At 55.2% G+C, this 17,199-nt stretch carries 19 protein-coding genes; 4 read left to right on the top strand and 15 right to left on the bottom strand.

Annotated elements, in window-relative coordinates; translation table 11 throughout:
- The first annotated feature begins 18 nt into the window (after positions 1-18).
- Positions 19-894 (top strand): SHOCT domain-containing protein, encoded by an 876-nt coding sequence (locus EKH49_RS15380; protein WP_128471545.1) that lies wholly within the window; start codon positions 19-21, stop codon positions 892-894.
- 546 nt (positions 895-1,440) lie between these two features.
- Here EKH49_RS15380 and EKH49_RS15375 read toward each other — a convergent pair.
- Positions 1,441-1,860: a PadR family transcriptional regulator gene (locus EKH49_RS15375; protein ID WP_236641197.1), complete on the bottom strand. Its 420-nt coding sequence runs from the start codon at positions 1,858-1,860 to the stop codon at positions 1,441-1,443.
- Positions 1,861-1,888: 28 nt separating this feature from the next.
- Between EKH49_RS15375 and EKH49_RS17215 the strand changes: the two genes are divergently transcribed.
- Positions 1,889-2,314 carry a TetR family transcriptional regulator C-terminal domain-containing protein gene (locus tag EKH49_RS17215; protein ID WP_442903514.1) on the top strand — a complete coding sequence of 142 codons (426 nt, stop codon included), beginning with the start codon at positions 1,889-1,891 and terminating at the stop codon, positions 2,312-2,314.
- 169 nt (positions 2,315-2,483) lie between these two features.
- Here the strand turns inward: EKH49_RS17215 and EKH49_RS15370 are convergent, their stop codons facing one another.
- From EKH49_RS15370 to EKH49_RS15305, 14 genes are all read right to left on the bottom strand, one after another.
- Positions 2,484-2,990: a hypothetical protein gene (locus tag EKH49_RS15370; RefSeq protein WP_236641196.1), complete on the bottom strand. Its 507-nt coding sequence runs from the start codon at positions 2,988-2,990 to the stop codon at positions 2,484-2,486.
- 166 nt (positions 2,991-3,156) lie between these two features.
- Positions 3,157-3,894 carry a YqjF family protein gene (locus EKH49_RS15365; protein ID WP_236641195.1) on the bottom strand — a complete coding sequence of 246 codons (738 nt, stop codon included), beginning with the start codon at positions 3,892-3,894 and terminating at the stop codon, positions 3,157-3,159.
- Between the two features lie 13 nt (positions 3,895-3,907).
- A complete protein-coding gene (locus EKH49_RS15360; protein ID WP_128471544.1) occupies positions 3,908-4,486 on the bottom strand; it encodes a recombinase family protein in 579 nt (192 codons plus the stop codon).
- Between the two features lie 439 nt (positions 4,487-4,925).
- Positions 4,926-5,579: a hypothetical protein gene (locus tag EKH49_RS15355; protein ID WP_128471543.1), complete on the bottom strand. Its 654-nt coding sequence runs from the start codon at positions 5,577-5,579 to the stop codon at positions 4,926-4,928.
- A gap of 510 nt (positions 5,580-6,089) precedes the next feature.
- Entirely contained in the window at positions 6,090-7,586 is a 1,497-nt protein-coding gene (locus tag EKH49_RS15350; RefSeq protein ID WP_161567542.1) for a DUF2326 domain-containing protein, read from the bottom strand.
- Between the two features lie 299 nt (positions 7,587-7,885).
- Positions 7,886-8,071: an ABC-three component system middle component 8 gene (locus tag EKH49_RS17210; RefSeq protein WP_442903515.1), complete on the bottom strand. Its 186-nt coding sequence runs from the start codon at positions 8,069-8,071 to the stop codon at positions 7,886-7,888.
- A gap of 37 nt (positions 8,072-8,108) precedes the next feature.
- Positions 8,109-9,077, bottom strand: a complete 969-nt coding sequence (locus tag EKH49_RS15345) for an ABC-three component system protein (protein WP_128471541.1) — start codon at positions 9,075-9,077, stop codon at positions 8,109-8,111.
- Between the two features lie 791 nt (positions 9,078-9,868).
- On the bottom strand, positions 9,869-10,783 hold the full coding sequence (locus EKH49_RS15335) for a DUF1963 domain-containing protein (RefSeq protein ID WP_128471539.1): 915 nt from the start codon (positions 10,781-10,783) through the stop codon (positions 9,869-9,871).
- A 37-nt stretch (positions 10,784-10,820) separates the two neighbouring features.
- Positions 10,821-12,077 carry a hypothetical protein gene (locus EKH49_RS15330; RefSeq protein WP_128471538.1) on the bottom strand — a complete coding sequence of 419 codons (1,257 nt, stop codon included), beginning with the start codon at positions 12,075-12,077 and terminating at the stop codon, positions 10,821-10,823.
- Positions 12,078-12,233: 156 nt separating this feature from the next.
- Positions 12,234-12,599 carry a hypothetical protein gene (locus EKH49_RS15325; RefSeq protein ID WP_201739630.1) on the bottom strand — a complete coding sequence of 122 codons (366 nt, stop codon included), beginning with the start codon at positions 12,597-12,599 and terminating at the stop codon, positions 12,234-12,236.
- Between the two features lie 48 nt (positions 12,600-12,647).
- Positions 12,648-13,211: a hypothetical protein gene (locus EKH49_RS15320; protein WP_128471537.1), complete on the bottom strand. Its 564-nt coding sequence runs from the start codon at positions 13,209-13,211 to the stop codon at positions 12,648-12,650.
- A complete protein-coding gene (locus tag EKH49_RS15315; RefSeq protein WP_128471536.1) occupies positions 13,208-14,338 on the bottom strand; it encodes a transglycosylase SLT domain-containing protein in 1,131 nt (376 codons plus the stop codon). Before EKH49_RS15315 ends, EKH49_RS15320 begins: the two co-directional genes overlap by 4 nt.
- A 12-nt stretch (positions 14,339-14,350) precedes the next feature.
- A complete protein-coding gene (locus EKH49_RS15310) occupies positions 14,351-15,841 on the bottom strand; it encodes a hypothetical protein (protein ID WP_128471535.1) in 1,491 nt (496 codons plus the stop codon).
- A gap of 16 nt (positions 15,842-15,857) precedes the next feature.
- Positions 15,858-16,076, bottom strand: coding sequence for a helix-turn-helix domain-containing protein (locus EKH49_RS15305; protein ID WP_128471534.1), 219 nt, complete (start codon positions 16,074-16,076; stop codon positions 15,858-15,860).
- 323 nt (positions 16,077-16,399) lie between these two features.
- Between EKH49_RS15305 and EKH49_RS15300 the strand changes: the two genes are divergently transcribed.
- Both EKH49_RS15300 and EKH49_RS15295 read left to right on the top strand, forming a co-directional pair.
- Entirely contained in the window at positions 16,400-16,885 is a 486-nt protein-coding gene (locus EKH49_RS15300) for a DUF6668 family protein (RefSeq protein ID WP_128471533.1), read from the top strand.
- A gap of 12 nt (positions 16,886-16,897) precedes the next feature.
- Positions 16,898-17,179: a hypothetical protein gene (locus EKH49_RS15295; RefSeq protein WP_128471532.1), complete on the top strand. Its 282-nt coding sequence runs from the start codon at positions 16,898-16,900 to the stop codon at positions 17,177-17,179.
- Positions 17,180-17,199 lie beyond the last annotated feature (20 nt).

Raw genomic sequence — 17,199 nt, 5'->3', positions numbered from 1 at the left:
TTTCAAAAAACTCATCGCATGATCAGGGATAATCAGATTTTGATTATTCACAAAGTTCCTACGCCTGGAACTTTTGCCAGTCAGGATCGGTCATTGGAAATTATTCTTGCTCTACTCGTAGTCTTTGTGGTCGTTGGCCTAATTATGCAGGCTGGGAAGCCCACTAAACAGCAAGTCAGAACGCAAAGCAATATCGATCAGATGCGCCCTCTTCGTGTGAAGTGGCTTCTTGACGAAGGCGTGAGTGGGCCGATCCTCAGCCAAGCAAGTGATGGTCATGTGTTGGGGCAGGGGAGCAAAGGGCAGGCATATCTATTTCGTCCCTCGTATACCTCAGGGATGCTCTTAGACCATGCCTCCGTAATTGGCGTTGATGTAGTTGAAGACGGAATTACGGTAACGCCTGCTGGGCGTGGTCGTCAGATCGGTTCCGCCATTGTAGGTGGAGCAATCGCAGGAGGGGCAGGAGCCGTCATCGGTGGCTTAGGTACTTCTAAGACAAGTCAGGAGCACGTGAACAAAGTTCTATTGCGCCTCAGCCTTAACGATGCCCGATGGTCCTTGATCGAGATAACTTTTCTCGATGCTCCTGGCAGTGGGCTACCTAAAAATAATCCTGCCTACCTCAAGGCGAGAACCGATGCGTTCGGCTGGTGCGCGAAAATCGAATCAGCAGTACGTGCCAGCAGCGAAACAGTCGCCCCGGTAACTACAACACCCTCTGGTGATCCTACTGCTACTCCAACGCAGGGAACGCAAAAGAATTTGAGTGGCTCTTCGGATAACGACTTGCTTGGCAAGTTGGAAAGACTGATAAAAATGAAAGAAGCTGGACACCTAAGCGAGTCCGAGTTTGAGGCTCAAAAGAACATAATTCTCGGTCGTGACTCTTAAATTTTCGGAAGCTACCAGCTAATTCCAGCCATTGTTCATGCTTGGTCTCTAAATCCAGTATGATCGAGGTCTCTAAATCCAGTATGATCGAGCATTTTGTGAGGCCACCGCCCGTGCCGGTCAAAGGTCGGAATCACCAAGGTATCGTCCGAGTACAGAGCGATAAGTATGTTGTTCAATCCGCACAGGTCAGCTTACTAGCTGGCCGTGGCCGGCGGGGTCATGGCGCAGGACGACGCCCACGATCGGGTTCAGGGTCTCCCTGAGCGTGTTTGGTCTTTGGCCGAAACACAGCACAACTGATCCGTACCGGCAGTGGCCCACTAAAAGTGTCTCGCACCTAAGGAAGAAGACACGATTTTACGCCATTAGTTGCAATACATAGTTATAAGAATAGTGGAGCATTGATTTCTCACGGATTTTCCTCAGGGGAGTGGCATCCAACAAGGCGTCTTGCAACTCTTAGGTTGCAAGACTAGGACATGGAGGCAGTGGAATTGATGTCTCAATCTGAAAGCACGCCCTGGGTTCTGAAAGCTTTGAAAGCTAGTTCTGTGGCCTAGCAACGTCAGCATCTAGAAGGTTCGCCACGGCAGTGGCGAACCGAGGCCATTCTTCGCGCATCGATTGCAACTGCTGACTCCCTAGGACGGTAATTTCGAAGACTTTCTTCCCCGGGCCGCGGTCGCCTTCACTCCAGTGAGAATTGACTAACCCGTCTGCCTCCAAACGGTTCAACACCGGGTAGAGTATTCCGACTTTCAGTGATCCGATGCCCATATGCTGCAAGTATTGAGCAATGGCGTAACCATGCGCTGCCCCATCAGCCAACGTCGCTAGCACGCCTGGGGAAAGTACTCCCCGCTGCCATTCCCGCAACGCTCCTGGCTCCTTCATAGGTTCAATCATGACATGACCGCTCAGTCGGTGTTTCACGCCTAAAGAGAAGGGAAATCTCATATTCATCCATGGCTACGCGTTCCTTTCCGAACGGATGACCCTCAGCCATGCAAACATTGCGCTAAGCACAAAGAACATCGTTGCGCTCCAGGGAGTACAGCGGGAAGCTGCGCGTTGGGGCTCACCCGACGCGAAGATCCTTGCGGTATACGACTTCTTGGCTTCCTGGTTCGCGGAGGAAACGTTTCGGGGGTGCGGGTTCATCAATGCATTCGGTGAGCTTGGCGCAACCAGCAAACGAGTGGCTGAAGCTGTTAGGGCACATAAGAAGTCCTTTCAGGACTACGTCACCGCACTTGTTGAACAAGCCGGATGGCCAGCGGAGCTGGGGACGCAACTAGCGCTTCTCGCAGAAGGCGCGCAGACCACCGCTGCTATATCGGGAGACGTATCGTCGGCCGAGGCAGCCCGCCGAGCGGCAGTGATACTCATCGAGGCATCTCAAAACGCATCTCGCTAGGCAATTGCACAAATGCCAGTATGCTCAAGTCGGCAACTCGCACCCATTTAGCTGTCACTAGTACCGGCTTGGACACGGCTCATGCCCGTGGTCGTGCAGGTAGACGTCCAACTTCCCTGTCGCCCGAGGAAACACAATAGCGGCACACGCGCCCATAGGCGAGGCCGACTTACTTTCCTTCTTTTTCCTGGCGGGCACGTTCATCAAGCACGCTTTTTACTTGCACCTTCGTATCCGGAGTGAAAGCGTACAAACGGCCATCCGCCTGATGCACCCAGAAACGACCACACAGATCAGTCGTCCTCGACTCCGCACCTGCCGGCCACCAGTCAGCTTCCAAAGTCCGAGTCGTAGACATCTCACTAGGATCAAAGTTCCTTGTCCGCGAGTCAGAAGCATAAGCACGAGCCAGCTCCTGGTCCGTGGGCTCACCGGAATCATCCAAAGGGACACACTGCGGCACATCGATCTCGACGGGATAATCCACGATGAAGATACGCTCAGGGCCGCTATTGCGCTGCACCAGCTTCACGCCGGTTCCTCCACTTGGGACCCACTCAGGAAGCAGGCCTTTCTCAACCGCTTTCTCTGAAGTTTTCGCAGATTTTTCTGTCGATTGATCCGAGCTGTCAGCGGCCATTTCACCAACATCGCAACCGGCAAGCAGCAAGGCCACAGGCAAAAGGAGCAAAGGGACAACAGCAGTACTTTTTATCGATCTCACACCTCGAGCCTACGGAAGCGGAGCCCTCGATCCATCGGATCCCAGTGGGAACCACAAACAGAAATTCTCATCCCTGGGGAGGACATCGGTCTGGCGCTAGCCCGAACGATCGGACGATTCAAAGGCTGATAGGCGCGGCGAAGACCGTATCAACGGCGTGTGCATAGAGCACCGAGTCCGGCGCCCGGGCGGCTAGTCCTTCAAATCCGGCGGCAGCCAGCAACTGGTCGTCCAGCGACACGAGTCGCGCGGTCCTCAAAGGCCAGGGCTCGTGGAAGTTCCGGCAATACAAAGTCCGACCCAGATGACGTTGGTGAAATGCCCACCTCGCGGTCAGAGCAACGGCGCTTGCTTGCTCGTTCTCCGGCAGGGATTCGATCCCATCACTTTGAGGTTCGACGATGAGATTCGAGCGAGCTTCTCTATTCCCATGGCGGCGTGTTGAATAGCTTATCCGACCATTCTGCCGCTCGATGGCCATCGAGGCCCACTGGTACTTCAAGCCAAACACGGCCCTCGCACAGAGCACGGGCAGCAGATGCGATGCTTCCAAACTGAGGAATACGACGCCGCGCCGGCCCTGCCGGTCAACCGAGTAGAGCCGGACATTGACTTCCGGGAAATCCCCAAGCCACGGGATTGCAGGCCCACCGAAGAACGCGCTACGCGACATCTGGAACGCTATCAGCCCCACCCATGCGCTACCGTCAACGATGTCCGGGACACAGCCTTCGGGCATATATTCGGCGACTTGATCAGGGGAGACACGCCAATGCAGGAACGAAGCATCGCTCCACCGCTGGCTCATGATCGCTTTTGCCCCCAACTGCGGCGGCACAGACGAAACAACTTCCACATTCAATCCTTAGTCAGGCGGATTCATTCACTCTATCCGCTTTTCGCAACGCTCGATACACGGTGCTGCGGCTAACCCCCAGGACTTCGCCAATCTGTGCCACAGTCATGTCCTGCTGTTCGTAAAGCCTCTTCGCGGTACGCAACTTATCGGGGGAGAGGGAAGATGGCCGTCCGCCGGTGCGGCCGCGGGCACGAGCCGCTGCTAGACCGGCTTTAGTCCTTTCGCGAATGAGATCGCGCTCAAATTCCGCAAGGGAGGCGAAGATGTTGAATACGAGCCGCCCACCAGAAGAACTGGTGTCGATATTCTCCTGCAAGGATCTGAATTCGATGCATCGTTGCTGCAACGCGTCCATGTGATTGATGAGGTGACGGATAGACCGGCCGAGACGGTCCAGACGCCAGACTACGAGAGTGTCACCGGGGCGAATCTGGTCCAAGAGCTTATCGAGCTCAGGACGTGACTCAAGAGCGCCGGAGGCAGTGTCTGTAAAGATGCGATAGCAGCCGGCGTTAGTCAATGCATCGAGCTGAAGTTGCGCGTCTTGGTCGCCGGTGGAGACTCTGGCGTAACCGAGGAGGTGTCCCATGCGTCCAATGCACCAATACTCGTGGGATAGGCGATGTTTCAACACATAGTTTGTGACACTGGGTTTTGCGACCAAACGAACTTGAAAATCTATTGAGTTTTCAGCTGTGAAGGAACTTCAGCCCAGATGGCAGGATGGTGTGTCATAAACGAACGTTTTTGACACCATTCTCATAATGGTTCGGATCGGTGATTCGGCCCATGCCCTTTTGTACAGTGGGCACCTCGAGCGTCTTGCGATGAATCACCCCAAAACGTGTCCGCAGAAGGTCCGCTGCCCGTTCACTTTGCTTTTTCTCAAGCAGGATTTACCGGAATCCAAGATCATAGAGAACTCGAAGTTTCAAAACCGCTTAAGTAAGCCGTTTGAGTGCCCCGTATAGCGCCCCGCAACGGGCAGGTGATTGTCCAAATTTATAATACGGTCTGGAGCCCTCCGCTTACGTCTCGAGCTCGAAGTAGCCCATCTGAAGATCATGTTCAATCTGAGCGCGAAGGTTCGCGATCACGTGCAGGAGATCGTTGAAGTGGTAGACGACAGCTTGTAACGCTGATTCGATACTCACGTTCTTTATGCGCGATAGACGCTCGTCGTCTTCATGTAGGGCAATCCCGTAGATGTAATCCATCGCGATCAAATCGCTACCAAGCAAGATGCCGGGACCCAATCCATTGTCCATCTCCAGACGGCCCGCATGAAATATCGGACCTGACGCGCCAATCCGCGAATCTGTGACTACTTGGGCGACATGCTGCTTCAATGAGCGTCTAGCCTTCGCCTGCTCGGGCGTGACGAGGCTTTGAAGCGCGGTGACGATCCCTGGCAGATGGCAGTCCTCGCCTTGGGTGAAGAACACTCGGCACTCAACGATCGTAGAGTCCACTAGCCGCTTATCGAGTCGATGGTCTTCCATCCCACTGATGCGCCAGGTGTCGTCGTCGAGTCGGATCCAGGTGAGTTCGAGAATCGGGATGCGGCCGCTCCCGTCCCTCAGGCTGGTAATTGGCTCACCCAATCCAGCTCTGGAGCGCTTGAGGAACTTTGAAAGTTTGCGGCGGGCATTCTCTTGAACGTCAGAAGGGATTGTGGACATACTCAAAGCCTATCCTTCGCTGCCGCCTGCTGACACTGGGAAATCTTCTTCGGCACGCGCCTGTAAGACAGTCTTCTCACGGACGCCCCGGGCGAAGCAGACGACATTGAATGGCCAGTTCAGTCGGCTTTGAAAATGGCGACGGTGTGCCGCATCAAAATTGGTCCGTTCCGTTTTGAGCAAGGATTAAGACACGATTCGACCCGGTATGCCGCCGGGGTCGATACAAGTTTCAGAAGTGGTAGGCACCAAATGTCTGAAGTCCTCTGCGCTGGCCGCGAGTCGGAAAACGTCTATTCACGCCCGGGGCGACGAAGGCCCAGACATGGAAATAGTCCGACCTACGGGAATGAAGAGTGAACCACTGATGTCTAGTTTCCAATCCGTGGTGACTCACAAATGCAACTATGAGTTGCCGATGCTGTAATTTATCCAGACGTGTTGCTCTTCCATGGTGGCCAACAGTTTTGGCGGCCCGTCAAAATTGCTGGATTGGCGGATTGGACGCACTCAGAACGATCTCATCTTGAACAGTCTGCCAGCGTCACCATCGTCGTGTAATCTACGAACCACTTCATCTGTAGCGACGGTGTTTTCACTTGATCCAACGACATCTGGAAGATCCGAATCGAGCGTGGTTATCACCGGTTGTAAGCCTAATTCCGAGTACTCTCGAAGAACCTCGATGAGTCGCCGTTTAGCCCGTGGTTCCAGACTTTCAAACACACCGTCATGGAACGAAAACCTCGGAAAATTCTGACCCTGATACGAACGCAAGACAGCTAGATCAAAAGCAATACACAACAGCTTCTTGAACGTGAATCCACGACTTGCGCTCGTTGCGCTGCCCGTCGAATCGACAATTTCAGCTGAAAACTCCAAACTCCCAGTGGAGGACACTGAAACGGAGAGGAGCGCATGTTCGTCGAGCACCGCATGTACGATGTCGTCGAAGTATCGTTGGATCTCGCGATATCGACCTGAAGAATTTTCTGCCTGTATCCGTACATCCTGTTCAATAGCGGTCTGCAGTTGATTCTTGCGCTCTTGGATTTGGCGTTGCATCTGTTTCAAACGCTCGATTTCGTTCAGCGCATCGCGCTGTCGTTCCAAAGAGGAAATATCCGTGCGAAGCGTGACCGCTTGCGCCGACACTTCCTTGTACTTGCTCAAAGTGTCAGAGCCTTCAAGGAAGTCGAACAGCGCTGCTCGCTCGCGCTGCAAATCTTCCAGTTCAGGGCGTATTTGATTCAACCTCGACTCAACTTCCGTACGATCGGCGATCAAGTACTCCCGTCGTTCGTCCGAGATCGCCCGATTGAACGCAACAAGTTGTTCGAAATCCTTCTTGATCTGTCCGCCGAAAGCCACACCGGCTTCAGAGAAAAGCTCCTCGGTTTGTTCAGGACTGAAAAGAATCGCATCTTCCCGAAGAGATTCATCGAGTCGTTGCAAAAGCTGGGACAGCCGGTAGATCTCTTCATTGCGCTTCGAGATCTCCTCCTCGACTCGCTCCACTAGCTCCTGGTTGGCTTCCGCATCGGCCCGGGAGAAATTGAAAGTATCTAACGTCTTCTGGAGCTCGGAGAGGTCACGTTGCCGGATCCCAATGATCCCCTCTATCTTGACCACTTCGGAGTCTCCAGCGGTTCCACCTTCTCTTCTATGGTGGACTATCGAATTTTCTAGCTCATCTGCGCGAGCGATCTCCATATATAGTTCGACGGTGAGATCGGCATTAAGACCTAGAAGATGGGCAAGGAAAGGCTTCCAGTCTTGGTGTTTCCCACGGAATTTCTTAAGGTGAAAAACGTCTCCGTAGTCATCCTGCTCACGGAGTACGTACCCCATAATGGCGCGGTAGTCATACGGCGAAATTACAGAAAATCCAAATAGACCATCGAGCAGACGCTTAGCGGGGGCTATCCCCAGACCAATATGAGCCCACTGGTCCGCCTCAACCTCTGTTGCATTCGGGACGTCAACGTTTGAAGTAAGAATGGACACTGGTCTACGAGATTCCAGCGACCGGGAGATGGTTAGATAACTTCCATCCCCAAGCTCCAGTTGTAGGAAAAAAGTGAACCCAGAAAATAGCTTTTCATGTTTAAAAAGGAAAAAAGAGGGAGACCTCCCCTTAAGAAGGCAGAAGTCGACTAGACGGGCTACTGTACTCTTCCCGAGGTTATGCACAGTCTTACCTCGGTTCTCGGTTCGTCTGACCTCTGCCAGGATCACCGAAAGGCCCTCGTTAAACTGAATGGGTTCGAAAAGATCAGGTCTATTTGAATACAATCTAAGAAGCTTCATCCTGCGGCCTTCTTGAGCCATTCAAAGGAATCGGACTTGGGCAAGTATTCAACTATCCCGAGTAAATAGAGCAGGCCAATCGCTGGGGAAAACAGGTAGTCGATTTGCTGGCTCCTGCTCCTGCAATGTTCAAACAGCGCATCGTATTTTACAACTCGATGGCGGGCCAGATATTTAATCATCGTGCTTGCGAGAGCGACGACGGTATGGTCTGGGTGCTCATGCTTGCCGGGGAATAGCATCCGTATCACTTTCGGTGTCGCCAATGTCACAGTTCCAATACATGTAAAATACGATTGCTCTCGTTAGTCTTCTGTTTCGACCGAGTAGCGAGTCGCGGCTCACTAAGATATCAACCAAACGCCCGAACACCGCATCGAACGTATGATGCGCTTCCTTTTGGGCGACGATCTTCAGATCGAAATCTTCTGCACAGTCGACGTAAATTTGACGGATTCTCGCATTCCCAGGGTCCGCCAGGAAGCTCTGAATCTGTCGCAACAGGTGCCCGTAATTCCTCATCAAGCGATCTGAGGTCTTTTCGGTCATCGAGTTTAGTTGGTTCTTCTTTGCCAGCGAGGTACGTGCCACGGGTCGGCTGTCGTGTGAGCCAAACTCAAAATCGATGCCTTGGGCAATTGCCTCGACCACCTCGGCCAGTTCGCGACTGGAGACGATCAGAGGGCCGTCGAGAGGATTGATGCCGGAAAGTTGCGCTAATCTCGGTTCTTCACGAAAAGCTTCGTCAAGCGCTTCCACACCGCAGAGATGAATTTTCTCGGTTGGGATACCTATGCCGGATGCGAGCGTATTCACTATGGTTTCGTTCGCATTGGCTGTCAAAAAACGATTCGAGTACAGGAGATAGTTGTCGAGCATGCGCTCCTCATAGAGCTTCTTTGCTCGCACCATTTCCTTGCTCAAGACCGAACTCGCCGCGTCGCCACTGAAATCGGCGTCGCTAAAGTAGCCGTACGAGAAAGTGTGCTTCGCTTGAATTACCGAGATGCCATCCCATGGGCGCGAATAGCTGGGGAAGCCGTTTGTGAGTCCTTCAAATCGCGCGTCTCGACCACCATCGACACCGGTCGCAAAAGCTTGGACGCCTTTGCCCAGCAGAAGCTTTGCGGCCTGCACCACGAGTGCCTCAAACTGTGCCTCTGCGAGGTCCTCGTACGGATATCCCATACTTCATGGTATCGGCATGCTCCTCCGGAAATTCTTTTTGACGCACCGGGAGCAGATGCAGGGAGCTCGGAAACGAAGAGTTCCGAGATCACAACGAATCGACAATACCGGGTGTGGTCGCGCTTCGAGGTCGCACGTCGTCTTGCTATAGATAATTGATCATCGAATATTTATGTATGGGCTTGCAGAAATCTGATTTCCCGAAAATCCTTTACTTTACATAACGGAGGTTATCGGCCAACAACTTACGGGAATAGAAGCAGCTGCGAGAACTCCCGTCCATCAGCGAATCCACCGTATCTGCATGTCAGGCGGACTTTGCATGCTTCGTCGCTCATATGGCCGGCGGCTGCTCTTGCCTTTGGCGCTCTTGCGGGCGTAGGCTTCCTGCATCTAATGCATGTTTCCATGGTTTAGGGGTCGTCGTAAGTGATGACGTCCCTGGTTTCGTCCCGCGGATGCTGGTGGATCCGGACATTGGGCCGTTCCGGGCAGACCAACGGGTATTCACTGCCATGCTGGATGGGTGGCAGCCGTACCCTAGGCTCAATACATCGCAGCGCACTGAACCTGACGGTCAAGGTGCCCAACTGGCCCGGATTACCGCCTACACGCGCCTAACGAATAACCGTGCATGCCAGTTAACTTACGGGAGTAGAAGTAGCTGCGAGAGCTCCTTAGACACGGTGAGAAGAGTATTTCTGCCGAGGAGACCAGTCTTTGCTGTTGCGGCCAAATGGTGTCGCTAACCCGATGTTGCCCCTGTGTTCTTTGAGGGGGCCGCCATTAATTTAGTGATCGGTTCGGATCATGCACCAAGCCATGTTGAAACGTTGCGCTTTAAGATCGCTGGCGCGCATCCATACTTCGAAGTTTCCGGCGTCTGCGAACCAACCGTCAAAATGCGTCCAGCTTTCGACACTAAGGATCAGAACGTAGGTATCTCCCGGCTCTAGTGGGCGAACTGCCGTAAGGATTTCGTGAGCGTAGGTATCGCCTGAGTCACTGTGGCCGTACAGGTGCGAGGTGGGAATGACCGGGCCGGTGACAGAATCAGCTCCCTGCCGCCAGGCCATCCAGGTCGCGTTAGCTTCTTCTTCAACCCGCTCAGCAGCCTCGAAGGCAGCAGCATCATCTATGAACTCCACAGCGCGCGGCAGGCTGAAACCCGTCCCAAGCAGGACTGGTTGGCACACTGGGTGAGGGACTTCCAAATCCTCAGGACCATCAACCAATGGGGGGAAATGCTCACCGGTTAGCGGCACATGACGAACAAGCCATCCGCCGGTGTCTTCGTCTTCAGGGTTCCCGTAGGTGCCCAAGTGATGGAATACCTCAAGATAGCCAGATTCCGGTAAACGGGCCGTGGGTTCGGGCCAGTCGGGTTCCGTGAAATCCGGGGATTCAATCAGTGCTTGGGCCTCACCAAGTTGAATCGTTGCGATATGCGCCAGCGGTTCCCCGTCCGCGTTACGAGGCCATTGCTCCATCGGGCCTAATGCCGGTCCTCCAAGCCAGGACAGCTCCCCTAGTTCGGCCCGCTCGGCAAGGATCCGGTCGACACCGGCCTCGTACTGGTCTAGCAGCAGCAAAGAGAACTTCAAATCCTCGCGCAGAAACGCGGCGTCAACTTCAGGGGAATCGAGCCACTGAAGAATCCGCTGACGGGAAGTCGCAGTGACGCGAGTACGAGGCAGCTTGACCACTCTTAGGTCCTTTCAAGCAATCCGTTCACAGGGGAATTTAGAACTTTACACCGCAGTGTTTGAGCAGAGCTATACCGATCTCGTGCTGCTTTGAGAAGCTCAAGCTGTGCACGGTCTGTCGCATAGTTTTGCTACCTGAGTTTATTCCGAAGTTGCGAACGTTCTTCTTCGCCATCCAGCTGTTCACGCACTTCTGGTGTACTTCTTTAGGAATGCTCACCAGGTTATTTCTGTTGTGGATCCACCGTGCGTCCCACTTACGCTTAGTGATATTGGACTGCTCCACGATGTGATGCCATTGGTTGTTCTTTGGGGTAGATCCTGCAATGTCTGCCTTGAAGCGTGAAAAACTCGTGTAACCGCCCTTGATCGTCGGACGCACACCGGCCCGAATGGTTTGGGTTGCCAGAGCCCGCGCGCTAGAACGTAAAACCAATGGCAAGAGCGCACGTGCGGCGGCAAGAAGGCCCACAGCTACCAAAGGAATCGGGTCCGAGACGACAGGGAACTGCGCTCCGGTTGTATCAACAACCTGAGTAATGGTGTTGCCGTCAAGTTCGTAGTGAGTTGGAAGAACCGTTCCGTTGGCATCAGCTGACCAAGCCGTTTGGTAGGCGCCAAGCACCTGCCATCCTTCGGCGACATCGAAATCCCCCGCGAGTTCTTCTTCTGTCGCGATACCCTCGCCAGCAACTTCCTCGACCGGTGCTACTTCTACATCTGCTTCGGGAAGAACTTCGCTCAAGTTCACCGGTTGGTCATCGACCACCGGGGTGGTGGGAGCAAGGATAAACACAGTGCCTTGATCGCTTTGCTCGAGAATTGCACCGGTGGGCAGATCAAGTTCATAGGAGTATCGATGCTCAGTTGAGGGGCTGTACTCTTCTTGCGCGACTGTGAGAATTCGCCCTAAGCCGTCGTCTCCAGCTTCGACAATCACATCCAGGCCAGGGGCAGCATCGGAAAAGACGACAGTGCCATCATCGGTGGCAATGCCTTCACCAGTTTCAACCGGCAGCGAGATATCTGGGTAGTCCTTGCCCATCAGCACTTCGGTGTCCCGAACAGCAACACCCGATTCAGCTGCTAGATACCCCTCCCCCGACTCAGTAAAAGAGAAACTTTCCGTGAGCCCAGCATCAAGAGCTGCTGCGGTATCTAGCGCCAACTCTGAAGACTCAGAAGCACTGAGTTGCTCTTCGTCAGCGTGAGATGGAGTGGCGACCAACAACGTACTGACCACCGCTGCGGTCGTAACGGCAGCAACGGAACGAAACATGCGAAATGAAGACATGGACAACACCTTGCGTCTAGCGACACTGACTAAAAAGTTCAGTTCTGAATGAGCTAATTGGTCACTGGTTTCAACGCGGTGATGCCTTAGACCGTGACTATAAGAAGGAAGTTACCACACAAATTATCCAAAAGGTATATGTAAACGAACTCATACTTATGTGATCTGGCGATTCAGACGTATGTCACGGTCAAAGAGGGGTTCGGTGGTGGCCACATGGGTTATTGGGCTATCAGCGCGGCGGCGAGCTGGTTTCTCTCGGCGCTGCGGCGGGTTTCTCGTGTCAGTCTCCACGGTGCCATTCGGGTGTACTTTCACAGGCCAAGAGCCTTGGGAATCGTGCATGACGGCGCGTACGACGCTGCCTTCTTTCTTTGCGTGGGAACTGACCAGTTCAACGGTTTGTGCTCGTGCAGCGGCTTCATTATCTGCCGTGAATTCGTGGGTTTTCCCCTCAATGATCACGGTTGCGCTGCCGTCTGCGTTGACGGTCGCCTTAATGAGTTCTTCGGTGGTGCTCATGGTGTGCTCGCTTTCTTCAAGAGGAAATCGGCTGCGCCTTAAGGGCTTTTATTGGATAGATGAAACGTAGTCGCGGATCTTATACGGTTCGGTGTCGGTGAAGGTGAAGAAGAACGTCTGCTTCCCTTCCCCTGCCCAGGATTCCCCGTCCTTGGTGACCCATTGCCAGGTGGCGGTGACCGCAACCGTGTCCTGTTCATGGTGATCAGTCATGAGCTTCACCGTGGGCTTGCTGGTTGCTTTCTTCTCTGCGGCGGTCAGCCATTCAACGCCGGTCGCGGGCCGCTCTGGCGCGATGACTTGCTTGGCTCGTTCGCTGGTCATGAGCTTTCTGGCGCGCATTTCGGCGGCGGTGCGGTTGAAGTCCTTGTTCGGGTTCCAAGTGGTCATGATCGTTGCCGCTTGCTTAGCCAATTCGATTTTGGCTGGGTCATCCACAGCATCCCCGTGCTCATGGCTGCTGCTGGGCGCAGGCGTGGTAGGACTGGCTGTGGTTGGGGCAACGCTCGGGATGCTGCTTGCTTCGGTCTCGTTGCTGGCGGGGGTGCATCCGGCTATCCCTGTTGCGAGTCCTGCCGCCAGTGCCAGGGTGAGGATTGTGGGGTGTTTCATTGGATGTTCACCTTTTGCTGTCGAAGGATCGGTACCGGGTCATAGGTTGTGCCGTTGTTGATTGCTGGGCGGTCGAACACGCTGGTTTTCGGATTGTTGATCTGGAAGTGGACATGGATGCCGCTGGAATTGCCGGTAGCTCCTGGCTTGCCCAGCGGGGTTCCCTTCTTCACTACGTCGCCGGTTTTTACCAGCAGGGAGTTGTCTTGGGCTTCGTGGAATTCGAAGACCAGGTAAGGGGCTTCGGTCATCTGGGCGAAAATATAGTTGCCGTAGGAGCCGTAGAGCTTGTCGATGTTCCCGATGCTGGCATAGGTGATCTTCATGTCCGTGGGAGCGTAGAAGTAGGGGTCTGATCCGGCCAGGTCGATGCCTTCGTGCGTCAAGAGGAACGGCATGCCCGCGCAGCTGGCCAGCGGGCAGGCGCGTGGCCCGAACGGCGAGGTCATGCGTGAATTGGGCATGGGGTGTGCCCATTCATCGGCTTGCAAGTCACCGAAGTCGAAGCCACCGGGCGCTTCGCAGGTTGAGGAATAGTCCATCTGGGCGTTGCCCATGATGATTTCCACGTAGTGGCGGGTTTCCTCGAAGGGCGGGATGCCCCCGTATTTTTGGACGTTGCCTGCTCCGGCGTTGTAGGCGGCCAGGGTGAATTGGATTTTTTCTTTCTCGTTGCTGGCCAGATCCGCGATGTGTCCGGCGAGATGTTTCATGTAGCGGCCTTGGGCATCAAGGCCAGCGAAAGGATCGAACGGGTCTTTACCGTTGCCCCATTCCTCCCATGTGCCGGGCATGAACTGGGCAATACCTCGTGCTCCTACCGGGGAGACTGCCTTGGGGTTCCAGCCGGATTCTTGTTGGATTTGCGCGGCAATGATCCCTACGGGCAGTCCTGCGCTTTTGGCTGATTGCTCTACGGCGTCCCGGTACTGTTCGGGAATTTTCACCGTGGATGTTCCGTCTTTGCCCTTGCCGATGGGCGTGCCTTCAATGACACAGGGGGCATTGGGATCAGATTCCTCGCTGTCGCCTCCACCCATGAACAGAATGATCGGGGTGATCACCAGAAGGAGAAGGACACCGAGGATTGCCAGAACGATTTTGGCTCCGCCACCCTGTTCTTCCATGACCAGACCTCCCTACTGGCGTGTGCTGCCGTTGGTCTTGTTGGATCGGTAGACGGTAGTGTTCTCCAACTGGGTTGCCACCAAATACACCGCGTCATCGGTGACCAGTGCCGGGGCTGGATCTTCGGTACGGTAGTTCGCCCACGACTGCGGCTCGGGCTCCGGGGAGGCGAGGTCCAGGGTGACTGGCCCGTTGCTGGTGTTCGCGTAGATCAGGCTGCCGTGGATTGCTGACAGGTCAGCGGTAGGAAGGTCTACGAGTGCTGCCTGGTCGCTGTAGCTGATTCCCACGCTTCCGATAGCTGCGGTTTTCGCTTCCTTGTCCACCAGCAGGGGTTCGGTGGCGGTGGGAATTGCCCGTGGCGTGCCGGAGAACAGCATTGAACCGGTGCTGGTGTTCAGCACTCCCATGACGCGTTCGGTGTCATCCCACGCCAGCAGGGCGTGGGTATCGTCGAGCAACCACACTCGCACCGGGTATTTCGTGGCACCGTCTGGCGCGGTGAAGTTCTTCTCTTCCAGGATCTTCCCGGTGTTATCCAGGGTGTAGATGGTGGTGGCGCTGATCGTGGTGATGGTTCCATCGGCCGCCACGTCCAGCACGGTCGATCCGGGTGGGATCATCACATCGTGCAGCGTGCCAGCCGTATCGGGGACACGGATATACCAGTCCCCCAGTTCGATGTAGGGGGTGTGGGTGTCGGTGCGCGCTGTTTGCCCTGGTTCCAGCCCGATGCTGGTCGGCGCCACGCTCGGGGTGTCGTAGGGCATCTCTACTGGCCAGAGGCGCAGTTCGTTGCGTTCTGCTGCCGTATAGACGGGCTTGCCGGCCCAGGTGCCCTGATGGATGCTGGCCAGGTCTTCTGGGGCTTTGTCCCCGCGCCAGACCGGTTGCCCAGTGACCGGGTTGCGCCCGGTGACGGTGCCTTCTGGATCGGCGGTGAGCAGCCGGCCGGGGCTGATCTGGTTGACCGTAGCATCAGCGAGAGTGGGATGGCTCCACGCGGCCGTGGCCGAGTGCTGCGGCGGCGGCGCGGCTGGCAGTGTGGCGCCGACTCCTTGCGGAGTATAGACCGGAGCGGTCGTTGCGGGCTGGTTGGCGATGACCACGGCGGTGCCGATGCCGCCGAGGGCGAGCACCGCCAGGGTGCTCGCCCCAGCAATGAACAAGCGTTTTTTCGTGCGCTGCGCGCGTTCAATCTTCGCTTGTTCGGCTTCCTGTTGCGCGGAGAGATCGAGCACTTCCCCATCAACGGAAATGATCATGTCCCAGGAGCTGTTCGTGGACGCATCAATAGCACGCACACGAACAGCCCCGAAGTGGTGGGTGGCGAGTTTGGCGATGACCGCGTTTTTCCCTGCCTCGATGAAATCTTCCTCATCGAGCACGGGGACCGGTGCCCCATCCAAGGTCAGCCTGTGGCGGTCTTCGCTGATGTGCAGCGTATAGACCGGGAAGGCCGGGACCTTCTGGGGATCGATCAGCGCCATCTCTTTCGCCACCCGTTGCTTCCTTGGGTTAGTCGGCGGCCTCATCGCTTTTCAGCAAGAAGTCGCGCACGTCTTTCTTCCTGTACCGGCGTACCCTCGATCCGATAGACACCGATTTCAGGCCGTATTCCTTGTTCCATTTCAGAACGGTCTGCGCTTTAACCCGCATCACGTCTGCGATCTCCTCAGTCGTTGCCCATTCCGGCAAATCCGCGATGAGATCTTCAACGGCTTCTGGGTCGTTCATGGTCACACTCCAAATGTGCTTGAGTACGAAAACCGCGTCAACCCTGTTACGTCATGTTTCCCCATAAAACGATGTTTTACATGTTTTCACAATGTAACCGCTTTACAACATTGACACTGTTTTCTATGCGAGTTAGCGTAAATAACGAATCGCTACTTACGGTTGATTACTTTACTGAGGTGAACCCGCATATGTCAGGGATCCCAAACCCTTTTGCGCCTACAAGACCAAATAAGACGCCTAATAGCGGTCATGACATCCGAGATGACCTTCTCGGCCATGACCTCATCGTCACCGGGCCCACTGCACCAGGATTATCCCCCATGCTGGAAGCCCCATCTTCCCCGTGGCCGCACACGGATATTGGTCCCTTCGAAGGCCTGGCCGTCATGGGACTGCACGGCGGAGCAGGCGCCACCACCCTCAGCACCCTCCTTGGCGAATCCGCCCTGGACGTAGGCAGAGCGTGGCCGCTCTCGCAAAGTACCCGAACTCAAGCCCCCTGGCCGCTTCCGGTGATCGCAGTCGCTCGCACCGACCACACCGGGCTGTCTGCCGCGGACAGGTTCGTCCGCTCATGGGCCAACGGACAACTGAGCGGTTCCCAGCTCTCAGCCCTGGTGCTGATCGGAGCAGGGCCCCGCACCAGTGACGCCCGCAAAAAAGCCACCAAGCGCCTATTGCGCATGGTTCCCCGAGGCACCCATATCCCCTGGATGGACCCCTGGCTGGATGCCCCACCCGATCCGGCCCGGTTACCCGGGCGCATCAAGCGAATCATCAAACTCCTGAACACTCCCACCAAATAGAGAGGCAAACACATGTTGCTGCAAACCCTGGCCTTCGTTATCGACCTGGCCGCCAGCATCCCCAACCCAACCCCAGAACAGCCACCAGGCACCGAAGGTTTCACCACGATCCTGAACTGGATCGCCTGGGCCGTGATCCTGCTCGGAGTAGCCGGATTCCTCGCCTCGGCAGGTTTCCTGGCCTTCGCATCCTTCACCGGACGGGAAATCAACGGATTCAAGGGACTGGTCATCTCGCTGATCGTCTGCATCCTGGCCATTAGCGCGGGAACGATCATCAACGTCTTCGTCTAAGCACCGGTGAACCGTCTAAG

The sequence above is a fragment of the Glutamicibacter sp. HZAU genome (assembly GCF_004100365.1).
GTDB lineage: Bacteria > Actinomycetota > Actinomycetes > Actinomycetales > Micrococcaceae > Glutamicibacter > Glutamicibacter nicotianae.
Note: the sequence above shows the minus strand (reverse complement) of the source record. Positions and strands in the feature narration are given on the sequence as shown.